Annotated in this window: 15 protein-coding genes; 4 read left to right on the top strand and 11 right to left on the bottom strand. The window is 64.5% G+C overall.

Annotated features, from left to right (window positions below):
• Nucleotides 1-8: 8 nt before the first annotated feature.
• The 5 genes from QRN52_RS14590 to QRN52_RS14610 all read right to left on the bottom strand — a co-directional run bounded on the left by QRN52_RS14590 (nucleotide 9) and on the right by QRN52_RS14610 (nucleotide 3159).
• Entirely contained in the window at nucleotides 9-167 is a 159-nt protein-coding gene (locus QRN52_RS14590) for a CG2302 family histidine operon protein (protein ID WP_284753581.1), read from the bottom strand.
• Between the two features lies 1 nt (nucleotide 168).
• Nucleotides 169-924, bottom strand: coding sequence for an imidazole glycerol phosphate synthase subunit HisH (gene hisH, locus QRN52_RS14595; RefSeq protein ID WP_284753582.1), 756 nt, complete (start codon nucleotides 922-924; stop codon nucleotides 169-171).
• A complete protein-coding gene (gene hisB, locus QRN52_RS14600; protein ID WP_234753135.1) occupies nucleotides 921-1547 on the bottom strand; it encodes an imidazoleglycerol-phosphate dehydratase HisB in 627 nt (208 codons plus the stop codon). Before hisB ends, hisH begins: the two co-directional genes overlap by 4 nt.
• Nucleotides 1548-1590: 43 nt before the next feature.
• Nucleotides 1591-2709 (bottom strand): histidinol-phosphate transaminase, encoded by a 1119-nt coding sequence (locus QRN52_RS14605; protein WP_284753583.1) that lies wholly within the window; start codon nucleotides 2707-2709, stop codon nucleotides 1591-1593.
• Nucleotides 2710-2799: 90 nt separating this feature from the next.
• The gene (locus QRN52_RS14610) at nucleotides 2800-3159 is read right to left on the bottom strand and encodes a LysM peptidoglycan-binding domain-containing protein (RefSeq protein ID WP_284753584.1); all 360 of its coding nucleotides are present in this window, start codon (nucleotides 3157-3159) and stop codon (nucleotides 2800-2802) included.
• A 367-nt stretch (nucleotides 3160-3526) separates the two neighbouring features.
• On the opposite strand from QRN52_RS14610, the gene lexA reads away from it, so the two are divergent.
• Both lexA and QRN52_RS23955 read left to right on the top strand, forming a co-directional pair.
• The gene (lexA, locus tag QRN52_RS14615; protein WP_059387803.1) at nucleotides 3527-4276 is read left to right on the top strand and encodes a transcriptional repressor LexA; all 750 of its coding nucleotides are present in this window, start codon (nucleotides 3527-3529) and stop codon (nucleotides 4274-4276) included.
• Nucleotides 4277-4847: 571 nt separating this feature from the next.
• Nucleotides 4848-5396 (top strand): pentapeptide repeat-containing protein, encoded by a 549-nt coding sequence (locus tag QRN52_RS23955; protein WP_350225154.1) that lies wholly within the window; start codon nucleotides 4848-4850, stop codon nucleotides 5394-5396.
• A 103-nt stretch (nucleotides 5397-5499) separates the two neighbouring features.
• Here the strand turns inward: QRN52_RS23955 and QRN52_RS14625 are convergent, their stop codons facing one another.
• Both QRN52_RS14625 and hflX read right to left on the bottom strand, forming a co-directional pair.
• Nucleotides 5500-7557: an ATP-dependent DNA helicase gene (locus QRN52_RS14625; RefSeq protein ID WP_284753587.1), complete on the bottom strand. Its 2058-nt coding sequence runs from the start codon at nucleotides 7555-7557 to the stop codon at nucleotides 5500-5502.
• Nucleotides 7550-9112 (bottom strand): GTPase HflX, encoded by a 1563-nt coding sequence (gene hflX / locus QRN52_RS14630; protein WP_284753588.1) that lies wholly within the window; start codon nucleotides 9110-9112, stop codon nucleotides 7550-7552. Before hflX ends, QRN52_RS14625 begins: the two co-directional genes overlap by 8 nt.
• A gap of 226 nt (nucleotides 9113-9338) precedes the next feature.
• On the opposite strand from hflX, the gene QRN52_RS14635 reads away from it, so the two are divergent.
• Nucleotides 9339-9479, top strand: a complete 141-nt coding sequence (locus tag QRN52_RS14635; protein WP_284753589.1) for a hypothetical protein — start codon at nucleotides 9339-9341, stop codon at nucleotides 9477-9479.
• 11 nt (nucleotides 9480-9490) lie between these two features.
• Complete coding sequence (locus tag QRN52_RS14640; protein WP_284753591.1) at nucleotides 9491-10105, top strand: class I SAM-dependent methyltransferase; 615 nt, start codon at nucleotides 9491-9493, stop codon at nucleotides 10103-10105.
• On the opposite strand, the gene dapF is transcribed toward QRN52_RS14640, so the two are convergent.
• The 4 genes from dapF to QRN52_RS14660 are packed head-to-tail and all read right to left on the bottom strand — an operon-like array spanning nucleotide 10086 to nucleotide 14878.
• Nucleotides 10086-11054 (bottom strand): diaminopimelate epimerase, encoded by a 969-nt coding sequence (gene dapF, locus QRN52_RS14645; RefSeq protein ID WP_284753592.1) that lies wholly within the window; start codon nucleotides 11052-11054, stop codon nucleotides 10086-10088. The two genes, QRN52_RS14640 and dapF, sit on opposite strands and share 20 nt — an antisense overlap.
• 31 nt (nucleotides 11055-11085) lie before the next feature.
• On the bottom strand, nucleotides 11086-12030 hold the full coding sequence (gene miaA / locus QRN52_RS14650; RefSeq protein ID WP_284753594.1) for a tRNA (adenosine(37)-N6)-dimethylallyltransferase MiaA: 945 nt from the start codon (nucleotides 12028-12030) through the stop codon (nucleotides 11086-11088).
• Nucleotides 12031-12036: 6 nt separating this feature from the next.
• Nucleotides 12037-13665, bottom strand: a complete 1629-nt coding sequence (gene miaB, locus QRN52_RS14655) for a tRNA (N6-isopentenyl adenosine(37)-C2)-methylthiotransferase MiaB (RefSeq protein ID WP_502869712.1) — start codon at nucleotides 13663-13665, stop codon at nucleotides 12037-12039.
• The gene (locus QRN52_RS14660; protein WP_284753595.1) at nucleotides 13640-14878 is read right to left on the bottom strand and encodes an aggregation-promoting factor C-terminal-like domain-containing protein; all 1239 of its coding nucleotides are present in this window, start codon (nucleotides 14876-14878) and stop codon (nucleotides 13640-13642) included. Before QRN52_RS14660 ends, miaB begins: the two co-directional genes overlap by 26 nt.
• Nucleotides 14879-14886 lie beyond the last annotated feature (8 nt).

Genomic DNA, 14886 nt, shown 5'->3' on the forward strand with positions numbered 1-14886 from the left:
AGGCGCAGTTATTTGGCAGGCAGGGTGAAGAGGTAGGCGGCCAGCAATGCCAAGCCGGCAAGTACGTAGAACGAAATGGAGACCCAGGCGGGACGCTTCTGCTGGTGGAAGGAGATTCCTCCGCCAACCAGCAGCCCGGCGGTGCCCATGAAGATAACGGACCACATACTAGGCAGCGCCTCCGGCTTCGCTCGCCTGCGGCTGGGGTTTTGCCTGCGGTCGCAAGCCCTCAACCCAGTTTCGCAGGAGCCGCGCTCCGGCGTCGCCCGACTTCTCGGGGTGGAATTGCGTGGCGCACAACGGTCCGTTTTCCACGGCGGCAATGAAGGGGGCGCCGTGTTCGGACCAGGTCACCTTCGGCGGAGCCATGCGGGGCTGGACGACGTCGAATTCCCACTTCTGCACGCCGTACGAGTGCACGAAATAGAAGCGTTCGTGCTCGACGCCGGCGAACAGCTTTGAGCCTTCCGGCACGTCCACGGTGTTCCAGCCCATGTGCGGGACAACGGGCGCGGGAAGGAGCTCCACCTTGCCCGGCCACTCGCCCATCCCTTCGGCCTCGGTTCCGTGCTCCACTCCGGCCTCGAACAGCACCTGGAGCCCGACACAAATACCCAGGACGGGCCTGCCCCCGGCAACACGACGGCCGATCATCCGGATGGCGTCGACTGCCTTGAGTTCGCGCATCACTGTTTCGAAGGCGCCGACGCCGGGCACCAGGAGCCCATCGGCGTTCAGGACATCTTCTGGCTTGGCGCTTAATGTGACTGCCGCGCCGGCACGCTCAAGCGCCCGGACCGCCGAGCGGACATTGCCCGAGCCATAGTCAAGGACGGTCACGGTCGGCTTTCCCTCAGGCGAGACGATGCGGCCGGCAGCGTTCGGATCCACCACCGCGCCATCCTTGAGGATGTGCGTACTCACAAGGCACCCTTGGTGGACGGAATGCCTTCGACGCGGGGATCCGACTCAACGGCGGAACGCAGTGCACGGGCGAATGCCTTGAACTGTGCCTCCACGATGTGGTGCGGATCCCGGCCAGCCAGGACATTCATGTGGAGGCAGATGCCGGCGTGCAGGGTGATGGCCTCAAAGACGTGACGGGTCAGCGAACCGGTGAAGTGTCCACCGATCAGGTGGTATTCCTGGCCGGCGGGCTCACCGCCGTGAACCAGATAGGGGCGTCCGGAGACGTCGACGACGGCGTGGGCCAACGCTTCATCCAACGGAACTGTGGCCTCGCCGAAGCGACGGATGCCCGCTTTGTTACCCAGGGCGGTGCGCAAGACCTCGCCGAAGGTGATGGCCACGTCCTCCACGGTGTGGTGGGCGTCGATGTGGGTGTCCCCCGTCGCCTTGACGGTCATGTCGATGAGCGAATGCTTGCAGAGCGCCGTCAGCATGTGGTCATAGAACGGCACCGAGGTGCTGATATCCGAGACTCCCGTGCCGTCGAGGTTGATTTCAACCAGGACGGAGGACTCGCTTGTGGTGCGTTCCATGCGTGCTGTCCGGGCGGCCGCCGTGCTGGCGCCGTTTTCGCTCATTGATATGTCCTTAGGAGGAAGGAGTGGTGGGGCTTGTCCAAGTCTAGGCCGGTGTGGAGGCCTGGCCGTCCAGCAAGGCTTCAAGCGCCTCAAGGAAGGCCGTGGTCTCCGGCTCCGTGCCGGCCGTGACCCGGAGGTGGCCTGGTATGCCGACGTCGCGGATCAGGACTCCGCGCTCCAGCAGGCCTTGCCACAGGGCGTGGGGGTTGTCGATTCCGCCGAAGAACACATAGTTCGAATCCGAGGCGGCCGGCTTGAAGCCCATCCGGGTCAACTCGCTGACAATGCGATCTCGTTGGACCTTGATGTCTTCGACGTCGGCCATGAGGGCTTCGCGGTGCCGGAGGGCCGCCAGCGCGGTTGCCTGCGTGATGGCGGAGAGGTGGTACGGAAGGCGGACCAAGCGGATCGCATCGGCGACCTCGGGGGCAGCTGCCATGTAGCCGATGCGTGCACCGGCAAGGGCGAACGCCTTGCTCATGGTGCGGGAGACAATAAGGCGCTCCCGGCCGGGGAGGAGCGTCAATGCGCTTGGCGTGTTGTCGTGGGCGAACTCGTGGTAGGCCTCGTCCACGATCACCATTGTCTGGCTCGCCTCGCCGGCTTTGTATACGGCTTCGACAACGTCGAGGCCGAGTCCGGTGCCGGTGGGGTTGTTCGGAGAGCAGAGGAACACGACATTCGGCTTGAGCTCGCGGACCTGCGCGGCGGCCGAGGTTGCATCGAGTCCATAGTCTTCAGCGCGGACTCCCGCGATGTACGCGGTGTCGGTTCCGCTGGCCAGCAGGGGGTACATGGAGTACGTGGGCGGGAAACCGAGCGCGGTCCGGCCGGGGCCACCGAAAGCCTGGAGGATCTGCTGCAACACTTCATTGGAGCCGTTGGCTGCCCAGATGTTCTCGGCCGCAAGGTCGTGGCCGAGGTATTCCGCGAGGGCCTCGCGCAGTTCGGTGAACTCGCGATCCGGATAGCGGTTCAGTCCGACGGCGGCCGCCGCGACAGCTTCGGTGATGGCCGCCTGGACATCAGCTGGTACGCCATGAGTGTTTTCGTTGACGTTGAGCAAAATCGGAACATCAAGCTGCGGCGCGCCATACGGGCTCAGGCCGCGGAGGTTGGTCCGGAGGGGAAGTCGGTCAAGTCGTTCAAGCTGCTCACTCACCATGACAGTTTAAGGTGCAGCGGCGGATGCCCTGAAACTGTGACGGCCCGGGGACCGTTCCAGGCACATGCAACCCGGTCAACGTTGCTGCTAAGTGGCAGGAATGAACAGTTGCTGGCCTGGCACGATGTGGCCGTCCTGGAGGTTGTTCAGCTGGATAATCTCGGCCACAACGTCGCGCGGATCCCGGGACGGTGCGGCAATTCCCGCAATCCCCCACAAAGACTGGCCCACTTGTACCGTGACGCTCGTACTGGAGGTGGGCTGCAGCTCCGCGGTGGAATCAGCAGCCTTGGCCGGCGAATTCAGGAATCCCGCCAGGCTCAGCAGGGCTGCAACCAGGAGCATTGCCGGGAAGCCGAAGAAGACCATGCGGCCCCGGCGGGTCAGGCGGAGCCGGCCACGTGCCGCATTGCGGCCGGGCGTGTGGGTGATGGTGATTGCGGACATGAGCTGAGCCCTTCTGAACAATGCCGCGTCCCGGAATCCCTGGTTGCGGCTGCCAATTCTTGCCTTCAGTCAGTGCTTGCAGGACGGTTGTTCGTTGTTGTCTTCGAACGATTCGAACGAACAACCGGAGCCTGCATCACTTTTATAGAACACATATTCGAACTTTGCTACGACATTTTTAGCACTTATCAACGAACGATGTCGAGACTCGCTAGAACAAATGTTTGATAAACGCCTGCGCCTGCCCTACGTTTGAGTGAAGGAACGAGCACTGAATCAGTGCAACAGGAGGGTCTGACATTTCAGGCCGCTAGTCCCGGCAAGCGCCTCAGGGCCGCACGGGTGGAACGGAAGGGCGTTGGCGAACATGGCAGCGAAAGCCACTGGCAGCGGGTCGGCCTCGGCGCGGAGCCAGCAGCCGCAAAAGGCCCCCAAGAGCCTGACCGTCCGCCAGAAGAAAATCCTGGAGACCATCCAACGTTCAGTGAACGATCACGGTTATCCGCCGTCGATGCGCGAGATCGGGGACACCGTTGGCTTGGCCAGCTTGTCCAGCGTCACGCACCAGTTGTCACAGCTCGAGAAGCTCGGCTATCTTCGCCGCGATCCCAAGCGCCCTCGCGCAATGGAAGTCCTCATGCCGTTGACCCTTGACGGCGGCTCCGTCATCCCCGGCGTTGAAGCGCCGGCGAAACTCCGTAGCGCCGGCGGCCTGGCCGTCACCGAGCTCGCGAGTGCCAGTGACACGGCCATGGTTCCCCTTGTAGGGCGCATTGCCGCCGGTGGACCCATCCTGGCGGACCAGACCGTTGAAGACGTCCTGCCGCTGCCCCGGCAGTTGGTAGGACATGGCGAGCTCTTCATGCTGAAGGTCGCCGGAGATTCCATGATCGACGCCGCTATCTGCGATGGAGACTGGGTGGTGGTACGGCGGCAGAACGACGCACTCAACGGCGACATCGTGGCCGCACTCCTGGACGACGAAGCCACCGTCAAGACCTTCCGGCAGCGCGACGGCCACACGTGGCTGCTCCCCCAGAACACGCAGTACGAGCCTATCCTGGGCGACCATGCCACCATCATGGGCAAAGTCGTCTCGGTCCTGCGCTCGCTTTAGTCCTTGGTAGCTTTGACGGCACGGTAGCTTTGACGGCACTGGGCCCGTGGCCTGCCGCCTCTCCGCCGGTGGTAGTAGTCAGGTATTCTGCTGCCAGTGATACTTCATCTTTCTCTGTGACCCACAGGCCTCTCAGCGATTCCAGGCCGCTCCTTAGCGAGCAGTGTTTCCGTGCGCCCGCGAGGGGAACTCCATATGGACTTCCCCTGCTCACCGGCCCACACCGAACTCACTCCTGGAAGATCACATGCAAACAACGTCAGCGAACCATACCGAACCCTCATCACCTTCCCTCGACCGGCAATCCCTGCGCCCTGACTGCGGAAACTGCTTTGCCCTCTGCTGCACAGCGTTCGGGTTCTCCCGCTCTGCAGATTTCGCACTCGACAAACCCGCAGGCTCTCCGTGCCAAAACCTTGCAGCTGACTTCTCCTGCACAATCCACGACAGCCTGCGCCCAAGAGGCTTTCGTGGCTGCACGGTCTTTGACTGCTTCGGGGCCGGCCAGAACGTATCGCAAGGGTTCTTCGCCGGAAAGAGCTGGCTTGCGTACCCTGATATAAAAGACGAGATGTTTTCGGCATTCAAAGCCGCCAGACGGCTACATGAGATGCTTTGGTACCTGGCTGACGCACAGGCACGAACTTTCGATCCCGACTCCTCACATCGTGCGATACAGCTCCGGAACACGATCGAACAGGCAGTCGGCGGCGAGCTGCCGGACCTGCTTTCACTGGACATTCAAGAACTTCACTCCCAGGTGAGGTCAACGCTCATGGAAGTCAGCGAAGAAGTACGGGCCTCCTACTTCGCCACCGGAGGCGATCATCTTGATTCCGCGCTGAAGCCGGGAGCTGATCTGATGGGCAAAAATCTCAGGTCCCGCCGGTTATGCGGGGCAAACCTCAGAGGGGCCTACCTGATTGCCGCGGATCTGCGGGACAGTGACTTATCGGGGGCCGATCTGCTCGGCGCAGACCTCAGGGATGCATGGCTTGAACGCACTGATCTATCCAAGGCAATGTATCTAACCCAGCCGCAGCTCAACGCCGCCAGAGGCAGTCGCGCAACTCTGCTGCCCTCGGATCTGGAAGTGCCCTCGCACTGGCACGACGGATGACCACCACTGGGGCTTGTTTCCAACTCCGGGCCAACCGGCTCCGGGGTCGGAAACAAGCGCCGGATTCGCGGGCCTGAGGCCGCTGCTTGCTGATGCGGTCTCTTCAAGCCGACTCGGCGTAAAGCCGTTCGAGCGCACCGCGCACTACTGAACGGTCCGTGGTGGGCCAGAAGGGCGGCAACGCTGCCCGGAGGAAGTTGCCGTAGCGCTCGGTCGAAAGCCGTGAATCCAGTACTGCCACCACGCCCTTGTCCCCCGTTGAGCGGATGAGGCGGCCCGCCCCTTGTGCCAGCCGGATAGCCGCGTGCGTGGCAGACACGGCCATGAAACCATTGCCTCCGGCCTGCGCCACCGCGCGGGACCGTGCCGTCATCAGGGGATCGTCCGGACGAGGGAACGGGATCCGGTCAATCACTACCAGCCGGCATGAGCCGCCTGGAACGTCAACGCCTTGCCAGAGGGACATCGTGCCGAACAGGCACGTGTCTTCCTCCTCGGCAAACTGCCTGACCAACGCGGCCATGGTCGATTCGCCTTGGCACAGGATGTCCACGTCCAGGCGCGACCGCATCGCTTCCGCGGCGTCCTCGGCTGCACGTCGGGACGAGAAGAGGCACAAAGCCCCGCCGTGCGAGGCCCTGATGAGCTCTTCAAGTTCGTCAAGCGCTTCGGGCGAAGTGCCGCGCCCCGGCTTGGGCAGGTGCTTGGCGACGTACAGCATGCCCTGCTTCGGGTAGTCGAAGGGCGAGCCTACATCCACGCCCGTCCAGCTGGGGGCGCCCTGGCCAGTCAGGCCCAGCCCCCCGGCGGTGGCCTCGAATGCGGAGCCGATAGCCAAAGTGGCAGAGGTCAAGACCACGGTGTGGCCCGCGAAGAGCCCTTCCCGGAGGCGTCCGGCAACGCTGAGCGGCGCGATGTTGATGAGCGCGGGCGAGTCCTCGTCGGGCGCGGTGTAGCCCTGCTGCGGATCGAAGGTACTGTTCCGGGAGAGCCAGACGACTTCCCTGTTTTCCCGGGCGGAGAGCAGCCGTTCGCACAGCTCGAGGATCAGCATCAGCCGTGAGCGCGCGAGCTGGCGTCCGCCGTCGACCGCGTTGGAGGAATCCCCCTTCGAATCGGAAAGGGCCGCACGGCAGGCTTCCCGGAGCTGGTCCACGCAATCAAGTTGTTCGTCATTGAGCCCGTTGGGCAGGAGGCCTGACGGTGCACCGATGATCGCGAGTTCCAAGCGGTCCGCGGCCGCGTTCAGCGCGTCCACGGTGATGGCCGTGTGTTTGCGGGCGCTCGAGGCTGCGGCGTGGATCATCGCCACGGACAGCTGCCCGGACACGGCACCCGTCACGCGGTCCTGGAGTTCGTGGGCCTCATCCACCACGACAACGTCGTATTCGGGCAGCACGGCCAGGCCTTCGAAGGCGCTGACGGCAAGCATCGCGTGGTTGGTGACCACGACGTCGGACTCCGCGGCACGGTGGCGCGCGAGCTCGCTGAAGCACTCCTCCGCCATCGGACACTTCTGGGCCCCGAGGCACTCCATTGACGTGACGGATACCTGGCGCCAGGCCCGGTCCGTAACGCCCGGCATGAGTTCGTCCCGGTCCCCCGTCGTGGTCTTCCCGGCCCACTCGCGCAGCCGCAGGACTTCCTTGCCGAGCTGCGAGGCAGGCCCGCCGATGGCTGCGGCGAGGTGCGGAACGCTGGTGTCCTCGCCGAGGGAGAACAACTGCCCCTCGGCAGGCTCCTCGCTGGGGAAACCGCCCTCCAGCTTGTGCCGGCACACATAGTTGGCCCGGCCCTTGACCAGGGCGATGCTGACCGGGCGCTCCAGCTCCGGATTGATGGTTTCCAGGAGCCTGGGCAAGTCCCGGCCCACGATCTGCGTCTGCAGGGCGAGGGTGGCCGTGGACACGAGGGTGGGCTTGTTGCTCTCCATTGCGTGCGCAATCAGCGGAATCAAGTACGCGAGGGACTTGCCCGTGCCCGTGCCCGCCTGAACCAGGAGGTGTTCGCCGGTCTCGATCGCCCGCGCCACCTGCCTTGCCATCTGGTGTTGGCCCGTGCGGTTTTGCCCGCCCATACCGGCAACGGCTTTGTCCAGGAGTTCGAGGGCGGTCCGTTCCCCCACGGTTTCGCCGCGCTCCCCCGCCTCTGGATCAACCATTGCTGACGAACGACTCCAACTCGGCTGCCAGGTTCTCGTGGACCATGGCCACCACGCGGGTGCCTTCCTCCTCATGCTCAAGGCTGAGGATTTCGGCGTCGGTGTTGTGCAGTTTGTTGATGAGCTCGCCCCGGTTGTACGGAATCAGAACCTCAAGGCGCACGCCGGGACGCGGAATAGCCTCGCTGATGGCTCCAAGGAGTTCGGCAATGCCCTGCCCTGTGCGCGTGGACACGACGACGTGGCGGGGCTCTTTCTGCTTGAGCCGCTCAATGACAAACGGATCCGCGGCGTCCGCCTTGTTCAGGACAATGATTTCCGGGATCTTGCGGGCATCCACTTCGCTGAACACCGTGCGGACGGCCGCGATCTGGCCTTCCGGATCGGGATGCGAAACGTCCACCACGTGGAGGATCAGATCGGCGTCGGCCACCTCTTCCAGCGTGGAGCGGAAAGCCTCCACGAGCTGGGTGGGCAGCGAACGCACGAAGCCGACGGTGTCCGAGAGCGTGTAGCCGATCCCGTCGGGGGTCTGGGCCTTGCGCACCGTGGGATCCAAGGTGGCGAACAACGCGTTCTCCACGAGGACACCGGCATCCGTCAGGCGGTTGAGCAGCGACGACTTTCCGGCGTTCGTGTAACCGGCGATAGCAACCGAAGGAACGGCATTACGACGGCGGTTGGCCCGCTTGGTCTCGCGCGATGGCTTCATCGCGGCGATTTCGCGCCGTAGCTTGGCCATGCGGGTGCGGATTCGACGGCGGTCCAGTTCGATCTTGGTTTCACCAGGACCACGGGAACCCATGCCGGCACCGGCACCACCCACCTGGCCACCGGCCTGGCGGGACATGGAATCGCCCCAGCCACGCAGGCGCGGCAACAGGTATTCGAGCTGTGCCAGCTCAACCTGGGCCTTGCCCTCCCGGCTCTTGGCGTGCTGCGCGAAGATGTCGAGGATCAATGTGGTGCGGTCCACCACCTTGACCTTGACGATGTCCTCAAGGCCGCGCCGCTGGGACGGCGCCAGTTCGGCGTCGACCACCACGGTGTCCGCGCCGGTGGACATCACGATGTCCTTGAGCTCCATGGCTTTGCCCGAGCCAAGGAACGTGCCGGGGTCCGGCTTCATGCGGCGCTGGACAATGCCATCCAGGACTTCCGAGCCGGCCGTTTCGGCCAGGGCGGCAAGTTCCCGCAGGGAATTCTCGGCGTCGGCCAAGGTGCCTTCGGTCCAGAGGCCTGCCAGCACCACGCGCTCAAGGCGCAACTGCCGGTATTCGACCTCGGTGACATCTTCAAGTTCCGTGGACAGGCCCGCAGTACGGCGCAAGGCCCGGCGCTCGGCCAGATCCTCTTGATCGCCGTCGTAGATGCTGTGTTCTTCGTCCAGGCGGGAGATCGCCTGGGCCTTGCCAAACACGCCCCTCGGTTCGTCGCGGTCCTGAACTATGGCAGGTGCGTCCTTGGAGAGAATCCGGTCGATGACAGCCTGGATTTCTTCAGGACTCATGTCCTGGGCGTCGGAATCGGGTCCGGTGTTCTTCTGCGTGGTCATGGTCTCCTTTAGGGGGTTCGGCACTTCCAGAATAGTGCCGTTTCGTCTCTTGTGGCGCGGAATTCGCGCAGGGCTGATGCCTGGCAAGGCTCTGCTGACTGTCTGGGGTCTCCATCCGGGACGGGCTGCGCGGATTGCGTGCACAGATCCCGGGATGGGGAGGGGACGATCTGCTGAGTGTCCAGGCGTCACGAAGCAACGACTGGAACGGACATGCCAAGGCGGAATGGCGCTGCACATGAGGCAGGCCTACGTCGCGGGCGGTGCCAGCTACTCAAAGATCAAGAACATGCGCATCAGACTATCAGACCCCGTCAAGTTCAGCCTTGCCCACCCGCGGTTTCCCTTGCCCGCTGCTGGCCACTAATCTGGCAAGCTATGGAGTCTGCTCACTATTTCAGCGCACAGCCCGCGGGGCCGTTCACCCGCAAGCCCCTCACGGTGGAACTGGCCGGCGCGACCCGCCGGCTCCAGACCTCGGGCGGCATCTTCAGCCCCGACGGGATCGACAAGGGAACCGCAATCCTTCTCTCCGAGGTTCCACCGCCGGCGCCGCAGGGAAACCTGCTGGACATCGGCTGCGGCTGGGGTCCCATTGCGTTGACCATGGGGCTCATGGCTCCGCACGCACGCGTCTACGCCGTGGATGTCAACGAGCGCTGCGTCACCTTGACGAACGAGAACGCGGCCCTGCTGGAGCTCGGGAACGTCACCGCGAGCCTGCCCGACGACGTCGACCCGGCCGTGACGTTCGACACCATCTGGTCCAACCCGCCCATCCGCATCGGCAAGGATGGACTCCACGAGCTGCTGCTCACATGGCTGCCACGGCTTGCCCCAGGCGGAAACGCGTGGCTCGTGGTGCAGAAAAACCTCGGAGCGGACTCGCTTCAGCGCTGGCTGGCCGAGACCCTCGACGATTCCTTCTCGGTGTCCCGGGAGAGCACGTCGAAATCGTTCCGCATCCTGCGGATCAGGAAAGCGTCCCGCTAGCGACAATCACGGCGGGCCCGCTGAGCTCAACGTGTTCGCGGCCGCTTTCTCCAGGGAAGAACCGCACGCCGACGACGCCGCCCGGCACTTTGACGCGCCACGTGTCGGGTGCGCCTTCGCCGGCCCAGTGGCGGATCGCGACGGCGGCCGCGCAGGCGCCGGTGCCGCACGATTGGGTCTCACCGACGCCGCGTTCGTGGACGCGCATCGTGATGTTTCCGACGCCTTCGTGGACGAGGGGCTCCGCGGGAACCACGAATTCGACGTTGGTGCCATTGGCTGGCTTGGGATCGACGACGGGCGCCTTGAAGAGCTGCGTGGATTTGAGCTCTGAAAGCTCGGCCAATGCCACCACAGTGTGCGGATTGCCCATGCTGACAGAAAGGGCTGGGCGGGCGACTTCCAGTCCGTCGGCGCTGACGAGGGAGTCCATTGCTTTACTGGTGGCATCCTTGGGGAAAATGAACTCCCACGGACCCATGTCCACCGCATATCCCTCAGAGGTCCGGACGATCTTCTTAATACCGCCGCGCGTCCCGATGGTCAGGGATTCACCGGCGTTTAGCGTGACAAGACCCTGCTCGATGAGGAATTGGACGAAGACGCGGACACCGTTGCCGCACATCTCGGACAGCGAGCCGTCGCCGTTCCGGTAGTCCATGAACCACTCGGCATCGGAATCTGCTTCGAGCAGCTGGACGCCTTCGGGCAGGAACCGTGAAGGGACGGCTCGGATGAGCCCGTCCCCGCCGACGCCCAGGTGGCGGTCACAGAGGGCTGCCACCTGCTCCGGAGAGATCTGGTGCGCGTCTTCGGGGTCCGCAATGAGGACGAAGTCGTTGCCCGTTCCATGCCCCTTGGAAAAGGCCAATCCGTGAAGACCGGAGGCGGGCACGGAACCGCCGGCAGCGGTAGGCTGCGGGGCGGAAAATGCAAGGGTTTCATCCATGGCTCAAGGCTACCTGTACTAAGGGTTGCGCCTAAATCACCGACGCCGGGCTCGCGCAGATTTCTACTGCTTTGGCCACCAAATCCGGATCCTGCCAGTCAAGCCAGTGGATTCGAGGGTCGGCCCGGAACCAGGTGAGCTGGCGCCGGGCGAATTGCCGGGTGGCCACGATGGTTTCTTCGGCCGCGGTAGCCGTGTCGGATTCGCCATCGAGGACCCTAAGGAACTGGGCGTATCCGAGAGCCCGCGATGCCGTCTTGCCTTGTCGCAGTCCGGCGGCGTCCAATCGGGCGACCTCTTCAAGAAGTCCCGCGTCCACCATCCCCAGAACGCGCTCGGCCAAACGCTCGCGGAGTACTCCACGGTCGACGTCGAGCCCTATCTGCACGGCCGGCTGGAAGTACTCGCGCTGCGGCATGAAGGAGCTGAACGGGCGGCCGGTGAGCTCGAAAACCTCCAGCGCGCGGATGACGCGGCGGGCGTCGCCGAGCCTGGCCGCCGAAACGGGGTCGACATGTTGGAGTCGTTCCTGGAGGGCTGGAAGACCGGATGTTTCGTGCTCCTCCTCCAGCCGCCGCCGTACGTCGGAGTCCGTGCCAGGAAACTCCAGGACATCCAACGCTGCCCGAACGTAGAGGCCGGAGCCGCCCACCAGGATGGCACGCTTCCCGCGGCTATGGATATCACGGATGGCGGCCCGGCAGTCGGCCTGGAAAGCGGAGACGCTGGCTTCCTCGGTGACATCCATCGTGTCGAGGAGGTGGTGGGGTACTCCCCTGCGTTCGGCGACGCTGATCTTGGCCGTGCCGATGTCCATGCCCCGGTAGAACTGCATGGCATCGGCGTTGATGACCTCGCCGTCGAGCGCAAGGGCGAGGGCGACGCCGAGATCGGACTTGCCGGACCCTGTGGGCCCGACGACGGCGATCACGGGTGGCTTCGGATCAGCTGATCCGGCCGGTGGTGCTGCAGCCATGTCGGGCTAGCCGCGTCGCACGGGGAGCGACGGCATGCCGAGGGAGACGGCCTTCAGGCCGCCGGACCCGGTCCCTGCGGCAGTCGGTGCCGGAGCGCCGCAGGAATCGGCCTGCGAGCGGTCCCACGCGTCGCCGGCACGGGAGCGCCTCAGGCTGTAGTCCGCCGTCGTCGCCGGATCTGAAACGAGGTGGAAGGCAGCTGCCTCGGTGATCGTCACGGTGACGAAGTCCCCGGGGCGTGGGGTCTCAGCGCCTTCGGGCACGGAGAAGTGGACCAGCCGCTGGTCCTGGGAGCGACCGGACAAGCGATGCGTTTCCTCGGCCTTGCGGCCGGACTGCGCCGTGACAAGGAGTTCAACCCGGCGTCCGAGCTGTTTCGCGTTCTCCTCGGCCGCGATGCGGTCCTGGAGGGCGGTCAGCCGCTCGTAGCGTTCCTGGACAACGGCCTTGGGCAGCTGGTCCGGAAGGTCCGCGGCCGGGGTGCCCGGGCGCTTGGAGTACTGGAAAGTGAAGGCTGAGGCGAAGCGTGACTTCTCGACGACGTCGAGCGTGGCTTGGAAGTCCTCTTCCGTCTCGCCGGGGAAGCCCACGATGATATCGGTGGTAATCGCGGCGTGGGGAATCTTGTCACGGACCTTGTCCAGGATCCCCAGGAACTTGGTAGAGCGGTAGGAGCGGCGCATTTCCTTGAGGACCTTGTCCGAGCCGGACTGGAGAGGCATGTGCAACTGCGGCATGACATTGGCGGTCTCGGCCATCGCGTCGATGACGTCGTCGGTGAAGGCAGCCGGGTGCGGGCTCGTGAAGCGGACCCGCTCGAGGCCGTCAATGTCACCGCAGGCGCGCAGCAGCTTGGAGAAGGCCATACGGTCCCCGAATTCGACGCCGTAGGAATTCACGTTCTGGCCGAGCAGGGTGACCTCGACTGCGCCGTCGTCCACCAACGCTTGGATTTCGGCAAGGATCTCGCCGGGACGGCGGTCCTTCTCCTTGCCGCGGAGCGACGGCACAATGCAGAAGGTGCAGGTGTTGTTGCACCCGACGGAGATGGAGACCCAGCCCGAGTACACGGAGTCACGCTTGGTGGGCAAAGTAGACGGGAAGACGTCCAGCGACTCCAGGATTTCAAGCTGCGCCTCGTTGTTGTGGCGGGCCCTGTCCAGCAACGCCGGCAGCGCACCCACATTGTGGGTCCCGAACACGGCATCCACCCACGGGGCCTTGCGCACGATGGTTTCGCGGTCCTTCTGCGCCAGGCACCCGCCCACGGCTATCTGCATGCCCGGATGGGCGGCCTTGACCTGCTTGAGTTCCCCGAGGTTGCCGTAAAGCTTGTTGTCGGCGTTCTCACGGACGGCGCAAGTGTTGAAGACCACGACGTCGGCGACACCGCCGTCGAAGGGCACATATCCTGCATCCTCCAGGAGTCCTGCCATGCGCTCGGAGTCATGGACATTCATCTGGCAACCGAAGGTGCGGACCTGGTAGGTGCGCTTCGCCCCGAACTCGGGTGCCGGATCGATGACAGGGGCCGGAGTGGGCTGCTGGATGGAGGCTGGTGCTGGTGCTGCGGAAGGGGAACTCACCAATCTAGGGTAGCCCCTCGGACTAGTACCAGTTGAAGCCCATCTCATGCTGCCAAGCGTTGCAGGGGGAACCGTAACGGTCGCGGATATAGCCGAGGCCCCAATCGATCTGGGTCCGGTAGTTGCTGAGCCAGTCGCTGCCTGCCGAATAGTACTTGTCCGGCGGCAGCGCCTGCGCAACGCCGTAGGCACCGCTGCTGGGATTGGTGGCATCCGTCATCCAGCTTGATTCCTGGGTCCACAGCAGGGACAAGCACTGCATTTGGTCCTGGCCCCAGCCGTAGGCGCCGAGGCGGGATGACGCATATTGTCGTGCACCTGCGGGGTCGTTCACGACGTTACCCCCGCCGCCTCCCCCGCCTCCGAAGCCGCCGCCACCGCCGCTGCTGATCGGCGGCTGGACGACTGGCTGGTTACTGGCAGCTGCCGCCGCGGCGGCCGCCGCAGCGGCTTCCGCTTGGCGCTGCGCCGCTTCCCTCTTGGCTTCCTGGGCGGCCTGATAGGCGGCAAGCGCCACTTGGCCTTCTTGGTATTTCTGCGCAACTGCGGCAGAAGTGGACGTCAAGGACGCGAGCTGGGCGACCATGGTCTTTCGCTGGCCGTCCGTGGCGGCAACGCTGTCTTCGGCAGCACGCCTGGCAGATTCTGCGGCCTGCGCCTTTGCCGCGGCGTCGCTGTCCAATTGGGCCAGGACGTCGCGGGCAGCTTGTTCCTGGGCGGTCGCGGCAGCGGATGCCTGGGACGCGCTCAGGGCATCATCGTGGAGCTTCGCAGTACGATCCAGAACCCTGTTCAGCAAGGCGAAATTCTGAATGTTGTCTGGTGCGATGGCGGCGTTCGCGAGGGACCACGGCCCGGGATCGAAGCCGCCCGACTCGTATGCCTTGACCACCAGGGAGGAAGTGGCCTTCCTCAATGAATCGGCTTTTGCCTTGGCCTGTCGGGACGCCTCAGCCAGTTTCTGGGTGACTGCCTGCTGATGCTGCAGCGCGTCATGGGCCTTCGCGTACTCGGTTCCCGCTTTGATGGCTGCCGCGCCGAGTTCTCCGGACTTCTGCTGGAGGCCGGCCAATAACTGGTTGATACGGTCCACTTCGGCGCTTGCGGCAGCTTCGTTCCCCTGGGCCTGCTGTACCTCTGCCCAACTGGGATAGCCCGACGGCGGCGCATCATCGTCTGCGGAGGCCGGGCCTGCCTGGAGAAGCGACGCGACGAGCAAGGGAACAATGATTGCCGAAAGCCGTAACGACAACGGATGCATTGGATCTG

It is taken from the genome of Arthrobacter sp. efr-133-R2A-120 (assembly GCF_030209835.1).
Classification (GTDB): Bacteria; Actinomycetota; Actinomycetes; order Actinomycetales; family Micrococcaceae; genus Arthrobacter.

Excerpts from the sequence above, each read along its gene's own strand:
- QRN52_RS14635 (WP_284753589.1), top strand. The coding sequence starts at position 9,339 with ATGGCGCTGCACATGAGGCAGGCCTACGTCGCGGGCGGTGCCAGCTAC.
- QRN52_RS14640 (WP_284753591.1), top strand. The coding sequence starts at position 9,491 with ATGGAGTCTGCTCACTATTTCAGCGCACAGCCCGCGGGGCCGTTCACC.
- QRN52_RS14625 (WP_284753587.1), bottom strand. The coding sequence starts at position 7,557 with ATGGTTGATCCAGAGGCGGGGGAGCGCGGCGAAACCGTGGGGGAACGG.
- QRN52_RS14590 (WP_284753581.1), bottom strand. The coding sequence starts at position 167 with ATGTGGTCCGTTATCTTCATGGGCACCGCCGGGCTGCTGGTTGGCGGA.
- hflX (WP_284753588.1), bottom strand. The coding sequence starts at position 9,112 with ATGACCACGCAGAAGAACACCGGACCCGATTCCGACGCCCAGGACATG.
- QRN52_RS14660 (WP_284753595.1), bottom strand. The coding sequence starts at position 14,878 with ATGCATCCGTTGTCGTTACGGCTTTCGGCAATCATTGTTCCCTTGCTC.
- miaB (WP_502869712.1), bottom strand. The coding sequence starts at position 13,665 with ATGAGATGGGCTTCAACTGGTACTAGTCCGAGGGGCTACCCTAGATTG.
- QRN52_RS14610 (WP_284753584.1), bottom strand. The coding sequence starts at position 3,159 with ATGTCCGCAATCACCATCACCCACACGCCCGGCCGCAATGCGGCACGT.
- QRN52_RS23955 (WP_350225154.1), top strand. The coding sequence starts at position 4,848 with ATGTTTTCGGCATTCAAAGCCGCCAGACGGCTACATGAGATGCTTTGG.
- lexA (WP_059387803.1), top strand. The coding sequence starts at position 3,527 with ATGGCAGCGAAAGCCACTGGCAGCGGGTCGGCCTCGGCGCGGAGCCAG.
- miaA (WP_284753594.1), bottom strand. The coding sequence starts at position 12,030 with ATGGCTGCAGCACCACCGGCCGGATCAGCTGATCCGAAGCCACCCGTG.
- dapF (WP_284753592.1), bottom strand. The coding sequence starts at position 11,054 with ATGGATGAAACCCTTGCATTTTCCGCCCCGCAGCCTACCGCTGCCGGC.
- hisB (WP_234753135.1), bottom strand. The coding sequence starts at position 1,547 with ATGAGCGAAAACGGCGCCAGCACGGCGGCCGCCCGGACAGCACGCATG.